The following is an 11,849-nucleotide window of genomic DNA, read 5'->3' as shown; positions in this document are numbered from 1 at the left end:
CGCTCGTCACCAGCATGAGAACCGCGCCCACCGAACCGCTCGATCATGCCGCTGCCCCCACGTGTACGCAGGCGGCGCTGCGCTCGGCGTCGACCGCGCGCAGCGCGATGTCGTGCCGGCCGCATTCGGGCAGCGCGACCGGGCAGCGGGGCGCGAAGGCGCAGCCCTCGCCCAGCTCGCGCGGGTCCGGCGGGTCGCCGGGCAGGCCCCGGGGCGCCCGGCGCGAGGCCATGTCCCCGATCACCGGGAACGCCGCGGCCAGCGCCTGGGCATACGGGTGGGCCGCCTCGGCGAACAGCCGGTGCCCCGGTCCCTGCTCGACGATCCGGCCCGCGTACATCACGGCGACGCGGTCGCAGGTGGACGCGAGCACCGACAGGTCGTGGCTGATCAGGATCAGGCCGACGCCCCGCTCCTGGACCAGTTGCCGGAGCAGGGTCAGCACCTGGGCCTGCACCATCACGTCGAGCGCGGTGGTCGGCTCGTCCGCGATGATCAGCTGGGGTGAGCAGGCCAGCGCCATGGCGATCATGACGCGCTGCTTCTGCCCGCCGGACAGCTCATGCGGGTACGACTCGGCCCGCCACGCGGGCACGCCCACCTGCTCCAGCAGCTCGCCGACCTGCTTACGGGCCGCAGCCGCGGACGCCTTCGGGGCGTGCAACCGGATCGCCTCGGCGATCTGCCGGCCGATGGCGCGCACCGGGTTGAGCGCGTGCATCGCGCCCTGGAACACGATCGACGCCTCGTTCCAGCGCACCGCACGCAGCTGCCCCCAGCTCATCTTCAGCACGTCGCTGCCGTTGAGCAGGATCTCGCCGGACACCTCGGCGTTGGCGGGCAGCAGCCGCAGCAGCGCGCTCGCCAGCGTCGACTTGCCGCAGCCCGACTCCCCCGCCAGCCCCAGCGTCTGCCCCGCACCGAGGGTGAGGTCCACGCCGCGCACCGCGGGCAGCGGCACGCCCCGGTCGCGGTACGACACCCGCAGGTCCCTGATCTCCAGCAGGCTCGCCGGTCCACCGCCTGTACGCGCCTGCGGGATCCGTGCCGCCGCGTCCGCCCCCGGCTGCGGGGCTCGCTCCTCGCTGCTCATCGTGCCTCCAGCCTCGGGTCGAGGGTGCGCTCCAGCGCCCGTCCGCACATGTTGAAGGCCCGCACCACCAGCACCACCGCGACGCCGGGGCCGAGCACCCACCACCACGCCCCCTGGCTGATCACACCGCCGCTGTACGCCATGTCGAGGACGCGGCCCCAGGAGATGCGCAGCGGATCACCGAGCCCGAGGAACGACAGCGACGTCTCCGCGATGATCGCTATCGATACTGTCAATGTGGTGTTGGCCAGCACCAGTGGCATGACGTTGGGCAGCACGTGCCGGGTCATCTGGTGCCAGTGCCCGCCGCCGAGCGCCCGCGCCCGCTCCAGGTAGGGCCGCGCCGCCACGGCCATGGTCTGCGCCCGCACCAGCCGGGCGGTGCTCGACCAGGACGTCACGCCGATCACGATGATCACCGCGAGCAGCTTGGGCACCTGCGGCGGGAACACCGTGGCCAGCACGATCGCCAGCGGCAGGTACGGAATCACCAGGAACCACTCGGTGAACCTGTTGAGCAGGCCACCGCCGACGCCGGTGAAGTGCCCGGACATGACGCCGATGACGGTGCCGAGCACCATCGAGATCAGCGTGGCGGCCAGGCCGACCAGCAGCGTGATCTGGGTACCGTGCACGACCAGGGTGAGCACGGAGCGGCCGTCGGCGTCGGTGCCCAGCAGGTACTGCCAGGACGGGGGCTCCAGGGCCCCGCCGGTCGCCTTGACCACGCTGAGCCCGTCCGGGTCGGCCAGCAGGTCCGCGAAGATCGCGACCAGGCCGAACAGGACCAGCACGATCGCGCCGGACCGGAACTCGCTGTCGCGCAGCAGCCTGCGCCACCCGCTCCGGCCGGATCGGCGTTGCAGGGAACCCGCGGTCACGGCTGCCTCACTCTCGGGTCGAGCACCGGCATGAGCAGGTCGGCCAGCAGGTTCATGAAGATCACCGCAGCACTGAAGAACAGGAACAGTCCCTGCAGCAGCGGGACGTCGGGGCCGCGGGTCGCCTCGTAGGTGAGCCTGCCCAGGCCGGGCCACGAGAACACCATCTCCACCGTGATCGCGCCCGCGACGACGAAGCCGAGGCTCAGGAACAGCAGCGACACGGTCGGCAGCAGTGCGTTGGGCATCGCGTGCCGGCGCAGCACCAGGTCGTCCCGCAGGCCCTTGGCCCGTGCGGTGGTCAGGTAGTCCGCCCGCCGCTCGTCCAGGATCGAGGATCGCATGATCAGCGAGTACTCGGCGACGTAGACGACGGCGAGCACGAGGACCGGCACCACCATGTGCCGCAGCACGTCCAGCCATACCGGCAGCTCGGAGCGCGGATCGGTCATGCCGCCCGCGCCGAGCCCGAAGCGGCTGAGCACCACCAGCACGACCAGGCCTAGCAGCCACTCGGGGGTGCTGTAGAAGGTGACCGCGAGGTTGGACGACCAGCGGTCGAACCTGCTGCCGTAGCGCCAGCCCGCCCGGGAACCCAGCCAGACGCCGATGCCACTGGCCAGCACCAGCGCGGTGCCCGACAGCAGCACGGTCGGCCACAGCCCGCGGAGGATCAGGTCGAGCACCGGCTCCTTCTTGCTCCAGGACCAGCCGAGATCGAGGTGCGCGAGCTGCTGCAGGTACTTGCCGAACTGCACGTTCAGCGGATCGTTGATACCCAGCGTCTCGCGCAGTTGCCGGAGTGTCTCGGGGTCGGCGTTGCGCCCGCGCGGGGCGAAGGTCTTCTCGGGGTTGCCGGGCAGGATCCGGAACAGGAAGAAGTTGGCCAGCACCACGAAGACGAGCGTGGCCAGCGCCGCGGCGCAGCGCCGCAACACCAGCGCGAGGGAGAGGGGACGGGGGCGGCGCGGCGCGCCGCCCCCGTTGGCGTTGCCCATCAGCGGGTCACTCCCGGTCGTCCGCGGTCGACCGGCGGCGCAGCACGACCACGATGACCGCGACGGCGATCAGCACGACGACGCCGACCACGATCGACACGATCACGGCGGTCGGCAGCCCGCCGTCGTCGGTCGCGGCCTTCTCGGCCACCGGCTCGATGTTGCGGTACGAGTAGGTGCCGTACTGCAGCGCCAGGATGCCGCCGTCGCTGGGCTGGGCGACGAACCCGGTGAACCGGTCCGACCGGTACACGTCGGCCTGGTTGTAGTAGTAGAGCATCGAGTAGGCGACGTCGTCGTACAGCTTGGCCTGCGCCTGCTTGACGACCTCGGCCCGCGCGGCCCGGTCGATGATGGTCTGCTGCTTGGCGTAGAGCGCGTCGTAGTCGGCGTCGCAGTAGTAGCTGTCCGACCAGCCGGCCGAGATCTCGCCGTCCTCCTCGGTCGAGCGCTGACCGCAGGTCATCACCGACAGCTGGAAGTCGGGGTCCGGCTCGACGACCCAGCCCCAGTGGAACAGATCGAACTCGCCCTTGCCGAGCACGGTGGTCAGGTTGTCCTCGCTCATCACCGAGACGGTGACCGCGATGCCGATCTCCTTGAGCCAGTCGCGGATGTACTCGGCGTCCTTCTGCGACGACTCCGACTCGCTGCGGGCGAACATCCGGAACTTCAGCGCCTTGCCGTCCTTGGCCCGGATGCCGTCGGCGCCCTTGGCGTAGCCGGCCGCGTCCAGGATCGAGTTGGCCTTGGCCAGGTCGAACGCCCGCTCGTTGGCGCCGGGGTTCCAGTGCAGGTCGGCGTAGATCGGCGGGATCACGCCGGTGGCGGCGGTGCCGTGGTTGCGGATCACCTTGTCGACCAGCGTCTTGCGGTCGATGGCGTGGTCGATGGCGAGCCGGACCTGCTTGTCCTTCAGCGCCGGGTGGCCGTCGCCGATCGGCTTGTCGTCGGTGGTGGCCGCGCCGATGTTGTAGGCCAGCTCGCTGAAGCCGTAGTACTTGGCGTCGTTGACGGTGATGCCGTCCTTGCCGATCAGCGGCTCGAACACGGCCGCGGGCAGGTCCTGCGCCATGTCGATCTCACCGTTCTGCACGGCCTGCGACAGCGCCTCGTCGTCGGTGAAGATGCGCAGCACCAGCTCGTCGATCTTCGCCGCGCCCAGGTAGTAGTCCTTGTTCGCGGTGAACCGGTAGAACTGGCCCTTCCTCGCCTCGGCCAGGCGGAACGGGCCGGACCCGACCGGGTTGCTGTCGTTGGCGTAGTTGGCCACCGCGGTCGCGTCGATCTTCGACCAGACGTGCTCCGGCAGGATCGGCACCGCCAGGCTCACCATGATCGGCGACGGCTGCGCCGTCTCCATGACCACGGTGTACGCGTCCGGCGCGGTGATCTTCGAGATGTTGTCGACGTAGCTGCCGTACTGGCTGTTGGCCTTCTCGTCGTCCTTGGCCCGCTGGAAGCTGTACGCCACGTCCTTGGAGGTCAGCTCGACGCCGTCGGAGAACTTCACGCCCTTGCGCAGGTGGTAGGTCCAGGTCTTGCCGTCGGCCGAGGTCTCCCAGCTCTCGGCAAGCTCCGGCGTCGGGGAGAAGTCCTTGGCGCTGTTGCCGATCAGGTAGTCGTACATGAGCCGGTAGGACTCGTACGCCGCCGACACGACACCCACGTAGGGGTTGAGCGAGTCGATGTCCTGCTTCATGCCGATGACGAAGCTGGTCTTGCTGCGTTGCGCGGCCCCGGGCGACGGCGTCCCGTCGGCCGCGGCGGGCGTCGCGAGCGCGCCGAGCGCGACCACGGCGGCGGCCACCGCCATCGCCACCCGCGCCCGCGCACGCCGCGCTGACTGATTGGTCAACCAGGATCTGGGAGCAGGAGAGGTGCTGCTCATCGGTTTACTCCTTGGTGCCCGGGGGCGTGGCGGGTAGGGTGCCCGTTCATGCCGCACGATCTCGACAACATCGACGTCCCGCCGGTCGCCCCGAGCGAGCCGTGCGAGCGCGAGCTGCACGGCCACCGGTGGACCGACGATTACGGGTGGATGCGCGACCACTCCGACCCGCGGTTTCTCGCCTACCTGCGCGCCGAGCGCGGGTACTACGATGCCGCCGCCAGCCGGCTGGAGGGCCTCCAGACCGAGGTCTTTCACGAGGTGGAGCGACGCCTTCTTCCGACTGATAGCTCAGTCAGTTGGAGACGTGGTTCACGTTTCTACTACACCCGGACCGTCGCGGGAAGTGAGTACGAGCAGTTCTTACAAGCCGGACATGACGGGGAACCGGACCGGGTGCTGCTCGACGGAGCCCGGCTGGCCGGTCCCGACGGGTTCGCCGAGATCGGGTTGCGGGAGCCGAGCCCCGACAACACGCTCCTGGCGTACTCAGTGGATACCACCGGCGACGAGGTCTATCGATTGAAGTTCCGCCATACGGCGACGTTGACTGACCTTTCGGAGGAGCTTCCGCGTACGTACTACACCGGCGCGTGGAGCGCCGACTCGGGCACGTTCTTCTACACCGTGCACGACGAGCTGTTCCGCCCCCACCAGGTCTGGCGGCACGCCATCGGCACCCCGGCCGAAGCGGACGTGCTGGTCTTTCAGGAGGACGACGCCCGCTTCGAACTCACCGTGCACGCCACCCGCGACCTGTGCTGGATCATGATCGAGGCGCGCAGCCGGGACACCGCCGAGTGGCGGCTGATCCCCGCCGACGCCCCGGACACGGCACCCGTGCTCGTCGCGCCGCGGCGCAAGGGCGTCGACTACACCGTCGACCACGCCGACGGGCGGCTGGTCATCGTCACCGACGACGGCGCACCCGAGTTCCGCGTGATATCCGCGCCGGTGGCGACCCCCGGCCCGGAGCACTGGACCGAACTGCTCGCACCACGGCCGGGCGAGCGTGTCACCGCCTGCCACGCGCTGCGCGAGCACTGGCTGGTCGAGCTGCGCCGCGACGGCTTCCCGCTGCTGCGCGCCGTCGACCGGGCGACCGGAGCGGAGGTCGAGATCGGCGCGGGCATCGACGCGGGGCACGTCCGCCTGGCGACTCCGGTGGAGTACGGTGACACCGCCGTCACGGTCGTCGTCGAATCTCTGGTCGAACCGCCGTCCTGGCACACCGCCGACCTCCGCACCGGCGAGCTCGAACTGCGCAAACGCCGCGAGGTGCCAGGGTATGACGCGACGGCGTACCGGACCGAGCGGCGGCACGCGACCGCCCCGGACGGCACCGCCGTGCCGGTGACGCTGGCCTGGCGCGCGGACACCCCACTCGACGGCACCGCCCCCGCCCTGCTCTACGGGTACGGCGCGTACGAGTCCGTGCTGGACCCGGAGTTCGATCCGGTGCTGCCCAGCCTGCTCGACCGCGGCGTGGTCTTCGCGCTGACCCACCCGCGCGGCGGCGGCGAGAACGGCCGCGGCTGGTGGCACGACGGCCGGCTCGGCACGAAAGCCAACACCTTCACCGACCACCTCGCCGTGGCCGACTGGCTGGCCGACGGCATCGCCGACGGGTCCAGGCTGGCCACCCGCGGGCTGTCGGCAGGCGGCCTGCTCCAGGGTGCGGTCTACACCCGACGTCCCGAACGCTGGGCCGCCGTGGTGGCGGAGGTGCCGTTCGTGGACGTGATCACGACCATGCTCGACCCGGATATCCCGCTGACCGTGAACGAGTGGGACGAGTGGGGTGACCCGCGCAAGCCCGACGAGTTCGCCTGGATGTGGGCGTACTCCCCGTACAACCACCTGCCGTCCGGCCCCCGCCCGGCACTGCTGGCCACCGGCGCCCTGCACGACCCCCGGGTCATGGTCCACGAACCCGCCAAGTGGATCGCCCGCCTACGCGCCACCGCCACCCCTGCCGACGGCCCCCTCTACCTGCGCACCGAACTCGGCTCCGGCGCCCACACCGGCCCCGCCGGCCGCTACGCCCACGCCCACTACGAGGCCGAGATCGTGTCGTTCATCCTGTCCCACCTCGCCGCCCGCCCGTCCTAGATCGCCGGACTTGCCTGGCACCTGTGCGTATCTTGAACGGTCTTTCGCACAGGTGCCAGGCAAGTCGAACGACCTTGGTGAGGACCACGCCCCGCCCGACGGGGTCGCCCGACACCGGATCGCCCGACGCCAGGCCGCCCGACGCGGCGGCAGCCGACGCGGCGGCGGCCGGCTGCACTTTCGCGGAAACTGCGGCAATCGGCGGCCTGATTCGCGCACTTTCCCCGAAAGTGCAGGCAGCAGGTGGCGCAACGGCGACGGCGCGGCGGTGGAGGGGGACGGGGGGCGTGACCTGGTGGGTCAGGCCAGGACGGCGAGCTGGTCGGCGCGGATCTCGCCGGACATGGGGCGGCCGGCGAGGAAGTGCTCGACCTCGTTGACGGCGTACGCGCCCAGGCGGCGGGCTTCGGTGCCCTGGACGCCCGCGAGGTGCGGGGTGATCCAGACGTTGGGCATGGCGAACAGCGGGTGCCCGGCGGGCAGCGGCTCAGGGCTGGTGACGTCGAGCAGCGCGTCGATGCGGCCGTCGGCGCAGGCGCGGGTGAGCGCCTCGGTGTCGATGAGCGCCCCGCGCGCGGTGTTGATGACGATCGCCCCGTCGGGCAGCATGGCCAGCCGCCGCTCGTCGATCATGCGCACCGTCTCCGGCAGCTCCGGCGCGTGCAGGGTGAGCACGTCACTGCGCCGGCACAGCTCGTCGAGCCCGACCGGCTCCGCGCCCAGCGCGGCGGCGTCCAGCGGGTCCAGGTACGGATCGCTGACCAGCACCCGGAACCCGGCAGCCCGCAGCCGCACGATGACGCGGCGGCCGATACGCGACGCGCCGACGACGCCGACGACCCGGCCGTCGTTGCCCGCGCGCTCGTTGACCGCGAACGTCGGCTGGCGGCCCTCCGCGTAGCGGCGGGCGAAGGCGAAGGCGCGTTTGCCCGCCAGCAGCAACACGGCAAGCGTGAAGTCCACGACCGGCTCGGCGTTGGCGTCGGCGGCCGAGGACACCGCGATGCCGCGGGCGAAGACCTCCGGGCCGACGTGCAGCTTCACCGAGCCGGCGGCGTGCACGACCGCGCGCAGCCGGGGCATCGCGTCGAGCACTGACTCGTCGAGCGGCGGGCAGCCCCACCCGGTCAGCAGGACCTCCACCTCGGACAGCATCTCGGCGGCGGTCGCGAAGTCGCCCACCGCACCGGGCTTGAGCAGGCGCAACGATCCACCAAGCCGGGTCAGCAGATCGTCGGGGAACACCGCGCCCGCCGCCGGCGGCGACATCACGATGAGCCCGGCAGGGCGGTCCGGCTGGCTCACGGCATCTCCCATGGCGATCTCTAGTAAACGTTTGCTGTACGAATTCAGGACCGTAGCCCCATCCGTTTGCGTGGTCAACACTGGGATTAACCGCCGTTTGCAACGAGATGGAATCGGCGACTTGACGTCGTCGTAGAAAACGGTTTAGTTTCTGTCTCCGCCGGGGCACGGTGATCTGAGCCACTCCCCCGACATCCCGCCCGGGCCCCAGGGCCAGGGCTCTGAACTGCGAAAACTTTCCGCTACGATCCGATTCCCCCCGCAAAGGAGCGGTCATGAAGACCCGATCGATGAAGGCAGCCGCGGCGCTCGCCGGCGCCATGGTTTCCATGGCTCTGGTGACGACCGGATGCGGCAGCGCCGACACCCCCGCCGACAAGCCCGCCGTCACGGAGATCACCTTCTGGTCCTGGCTGCGCGCCTCGCAGGAGGTCACGGACGCGTTCAACAAGACCCACACCGATGTGCAGGTCAAGTTCGAGCAGATCCCGGGCGGCGCCGAGGGCTACGGCAAGTTCACCAACGCGGTCAAGGCGGGCAACGCGCCGGACGTGGCCACGGTCGAGTACGCGATGCTCCCGGACATGCTGGCGCAGGGCAACCTGGCCGACGTCTCGGGTGACATCACCGACCTGGTGAAGTCGAAGTACCCGGCCCCGATCCAGGAGCTGGTGACGCTGGGGGGCAAGACCTGGACCGTGCCGCTGGACGCGGGCGCGATGGTCATGTTCTACCGCAAGGACCTGTTCGAGCAGCACAAGATCGCCGTGCCGAAGACCTGGGACGAGTTCAAGGCCGCCGCGGAGGCCGTGAAGAAGGCCGACCCGAAGTCGCGCATCACCGACTGGAACCAGACCGACTCGGCCAACTTCGTGTCGCTGAACTGGCAGGCCGGCGCGAAGTGGTTCGGCATCGAGGGCGACTCCTGGAAGGTCACGCTGGACTCCCCCGAGTCGCAGAAGGTCGCCGGCTACTGGCAGGACCTGATCACCAACGACCTGGTGACCAACGTCCCGGCCGAGGAAGTGCAGAAGCGCAAGGCCGCCAACCAGGTATGGACCCAGCTCGGCGGCGCGTGGGCCGCGGGCGGCCTCAAGGCGGGCCTGCCCGACCAGGCCGGCAAGTGGGCCTCGGCCCCGCTGCCCTCGTGGGACGCGAACCCGGCCTCGGCGATGGTCGGCGGCTCCTCGTTCGGCGTGAGCAAGACCAGCAAGAAGAAGGAAGCCGCGCTCAAGTTCATCACCTGGATGACCACCACCCCGGAGGGTATCCAGGCCCGCCTGGCCAGCGGCGCCAGCTCGACACTGCCGGCCATTCCGGAGCTGGCCGACGTGGCGGCGAAGAACTTCGACACCAAGTTCTTCGGCGGCCAGGACATCTACGCGGTGGCCAAGGCGGCCCTGCCGACCATCAAGACCGGCTGGGTCTGGGGCCCGGGCATGCGCGGCGTGTTCGACGGCATCGGCGAGCAGTTCAAGCTGGTGCAGACGGGCAAGCAGCAGCTCCCGGCGGTGTACGCGCCGGTGCAGACCAAGACGATCGAGGACCTGAAGGGCCGCGGCATCAACGCGTCCTGACGACCCACCGGGGCGGGCGGCGCTGTTTCGGGGCAGCGCCGCCCGCCCTTCCCTCGTTGCTGAAAGGAGGTGCGCCCATGCCCCCCACCCGCTCCGGCCTGGCCCGCCGCCAGTACGGCGTCGCCGCGCTCTTCACCGCCCCGTTCTTCCTGCTGTTCTTCGCCTTCACGCTCGCGCCCATCGGATACGGCGCCTGGCTGAGCCTGCACCGCGAGCAGACCTCGGGCCTCGGCCTCGGCGGCGAGCCCGACCAGGTCTTCGTCGGCCTGGACAACTTCACCCGGGCACTGACCAGCGCCCAGTTCCTCGGCAGCTTCGTGACCGTGGGCGTCTACTGCCTGGTCTACATCCCCGTCATGATCGGCATCGCGCTGCTGCTGGCCCTGCTGCTCGACTCGGCGTACGCCCGCGCGAAGCGTTTCTTCCAGCTCGCGCTGTATCTGCCGAACATCGTGCCCGGCCTGATCGCCGCGATGATCTGGACCTACCTCTACACCCCCGGCCTGTCCCCGATCATCGACGCGCTGGAGAAGGCCGGCATCCCGTTCAACCTGGGCTCGGACGCCGGGGCGATCGGCGCGGTGGCGAACCTGACCACCTGGATGCACACCGGCTACAACGTCATCATCTTCTTCGCCGCGCTGCAGGCCGTGCCGCGGGAGGTCATCGAGGCCTCCACCGTCGACGGGGCCGGGCAGATCCGCATCGCGTGGTCGGTGAAGGCCCCGATGATCCGCGGCGCGGTGGTGCTGGCCGTGCTGTTCACCGTCATCGGCGCGATGCAGCTGTTCACCGAGCCGTTCATCGTGCGCGACGCGGCCACCACGATCGACCAGGCGTGGACCCCGAGCCTGTACATCTACCAGCTGACCAAGGCGTACGACATGGGTGGCGCGGCCGCGGCCTCGCTGATCCTGACCGTGGTGCTGGCCGTGGCGTCGTTCCTGGTCACCCGATTCTCGAAGAAGGGGGCGGCGCTGTGAGCACCTCGCAGACTCTGACCCGGCCCGAGCCGGTGCTCTCCCCCGCCCCGGCGGCGCAGCCGCGGCGCACCCGATCCGCCTCGCCGCTGCTGTCCAAGGGCGTCGTCAACGGCGTACTGGTCGCCGCCATGCTGTGGACGGTGCTCCCGCTGACCTGGCTGGTCATCGCGGCGACGAAGGGCTACGCCGACCTCTACTCCACCGGCGGGTTCGAGTTCGCCCGCATGCGGCTGTGGGAGAACCTGGTCGAGCTGTTCACCTTCGGCGACGGGCTGTTCCTGCGCTGGCTGCTCAACAGTTTCCTGTACGCCGGGGTCGGCGCGCTGGCCAGCTCGATGATCTCGATCCTGGCCGGGTACGCCTTCGACAAGTTCCGGTTCCCGGGCAAGGAGCGCTGGTTCGGGCTGGTGCTGCTGGGCGTGCTGGTGCCCGCGGCGGTGACCACGGTGCCGTTGTACCTGATGGCCTCTGACCTGGGTCTGACCAACAGCTTCTGGGGCGTGTTCCTGCCCGGCCTGGCCAGCCCGTTCGGGGTCTACCTGGGGCGGGTGTTCAGCTCGGCATACGTGCCGGACGAGCTGCTGGAGGCCACCCGGGTCGACGGCGCGGGCGAGCTGCGCACCTTCTGGCAGATCGCGTTCCCGCTGCTGCGCCCGGCGTTCGCGACGCTGTTCCTGTTCGGCTTCACCGGCGGCTGGAACGCGTTCTTCATGCCGCTGCTGATGCTGTCCGACCACCATCTCTACCCGGTCGGCCTGGGTCTGTTCATGTGGCGCCAGCAGATCGCCGCCGACCAGGACCTGTTCTACCCGCTGCTGATGACCGGCTCGCTGGTGGCGATCCTGCCGCTGATCGTGGCGTTCTTCAGTCTCCAGCGCTACTGGAAGGCCGGGCTGACCGCCGGGGCGGTGAAGTAGAGCTCACGCCGCCGTGGCGCCCGGCATGATCGCCGTTTCAGGTCAAAACCTCGGGTCCCACCGCAGGGGTTTTTCAGAAACGGCGCTAATGC

9 protein-coding genes are annotated in these 11,849 nt (G+C 70.1%); 4 read left to right on the top strand and 5 right to left on the bottom strand.

Features of this window, described 5'->3' with window-relative positions; all coding sequences use genetic code 11:
- Positions 1-43: 43 nt before the first annotated feature.
- Genes AB0B66_RS14165 through AB0B66_RS14150 form a run of 4 tightly spaced genes read right to left on the bottom strand, consistent with a single transcriptional unit; the run spans position 44 to position 4,863 of the window.
- Positions 44-1,093, bottom strand: a complete 1,050-nt coding sequence (locus AB0B66_RS14165) for an ABC transporter ATP-binding protein (protein ID WP_360528285.1) — start codon at positions 1,091-1,093, stop codon at positions 44-46.
- Positions 1,090-1,974, bottom strand: a complete 885-nt coding sequence (locus AB0B66_RS14160) for an ABC transporter permease (protein WP_360528282.1) — start codon at positions 1,972-1,974, stop codon at positions 1,090-1,092. Before AB0B66_RS14160 ends, AB0B66_RS14165 begins: the two co-directional genes overlap by 4 nt.
- A complete protein-coding gene (locus AB0B66_RS14155; RefSeq protein WP_360528279.1) occupies positions 1,971-2,972 on the bottom strand; it encodes an ABC transporter permease in 1,002 nt (333 codons plus the stop codon). The genes AB0B66_RS14160 and AB0B66_RS14155 overlap by 4 nt, the downstream gene beginning before the upstream one ends.
- Before the next feature lie 7 nt (positions 2,973-2,979).
- The gene (locus tag AB0B66_RS14150) at positions 2,980-4,863 is read right to left on the bottom strand and encodes an ABC transporter substrate-binding protein (protein WP_360528276.1); all 1,884 of its coding nucleotides are present in this window, start codon (positions 4,861-4,863) and stop codon (positions 2,980-2,982) included.
- Positions 4,864-4,911: 48 nt separating this feature from the next.
- Here AB0B66_RS14150 and AB0B66_RS14145 point away from each other — a divergent pair, with 48 nt between their 5' ends.
- A complete protein-coding gene (locus AB0B66_RS14145) occupies positions 4,912-6,975 on the top strand; it encodes a prolyl oligopeptidase family serine peptidase (RefSeq protein ID WP_360528273.1) in 2,064 nt (687 codons plus the stop codon).
- Positions 6,976-7,275: 300 nt separating this feature from the next.
- Here AB0B66_RS14145 and AB0B66_RS14140 read toward each other — a convergent pair whose 3' ends face one another.
- Entirely contained in the window at positions 7,276-8,280 is a 1,005-nt protein-coding gene (locus tag AB0B66_RS14140) for a hydroxyacid dehydrogenase (protein ID WP_360528270.1), read from the bottom strand.
- Positions 8,281-8,555: 275 nt separating this feature from the next.
- On the opposite strand from AB0B66_RS14140, the gene AB0B66_RS14135 reads away from it, so the two are divergent.
- From AB0B66_RS14135 to AB0B66_RS14125, 3 genes are all read left to right on the top strand, one after another.
- Positions 8,556-9,857, top strand: coding sequence for a sugar ABC transporter substrate-binding protein (locus tag AB0B66_RS14135; protein ID WP_360528267.1), 1,302 nt, complete (start codon positions 8,556-8,558; stop codon positions 9,855-9,857).
- 77 nt (positions 9,858-9,934) lie between these two features.
- Entirely contained in the window at positions 9,935-10,840 is a 906-nt protein-coding gene (locus AB0B66_RS14130; protein ID WP_360528264.1) for a sugar ABC transporter permease, read from the top strand.
- Entirely contained in the window at positions 10,837-11,757 is a 921-nt protein-coding gene (locus AB0B66_RS14125) for a carbohydrate ABC transporter permease (protein WP_360528261.1), read from the top strand. The genes AB0B66_RS14130 and AB0B66_RS14125 overlap by 4 nt, the downstream gene beginning before the upstream one ends.
- Positions 11,758-11,849: the final 92 nt, after the last annotated feature.

It is taken from the genome of Catellatospora sp. NPDC049111 (assembly GCF_040648615.1).
GTDB lineage: Bacteria > Actinomycetota > Actinomycetes > Mycobacteriales > Micromonosporaceae > Catellatospora > Catellatospora aurea.
Note: the sequence above shows the minus strand (reverse complement) of the source record. Positions and strands in the feature narration are given on the sequence as shown.

Coding starts and splice junctions, on each gene's coding strand:
- AB0B66_RS14165 (WP_360528285.1), bottom strand. CDS start 1,093: ATGAGCAGCGAGGAGCGAGCCCCGCAGCCGGGGGCGGACGCGGCGGCA.
- AB0B66_RS14130 (WP_360528264.1), top strand. CDS start 9,935: ATGCCCCCCACCCGCTCCGGCCTGGCCCGCCGCCAGTACGGCGTCGCC.
- AB0B66_RS14135 (WP_360528267.1), top strand. CDS start 8,556: ATGAAGACCCGATCGATGAAGGCAGCCGCGGCGCTCGCCGGCGCCATG.
- AB0B66_RS14150 (WP_360528276.1), bottom strand. CDS start 4,863: ATGAGCAGCACCTCTCCTGCTCCCAGATCCTGGTTGACCAATCAGTCA.
- AB0B66_RS14155 (WP_360528279.1), bottom strand. CDS start 2,972: ATGGGCAACGCCAACGGGGGCGGCGCGCCGCGCCGCCCCCGTCCCCTC.
- AB0B66_RS14145 (WP_360528273.1), top strand. CDS start 4,912: ATGCCGCACGATCTCGACAACATCGACGTCCCGCCGGTCGCCCCGAGC.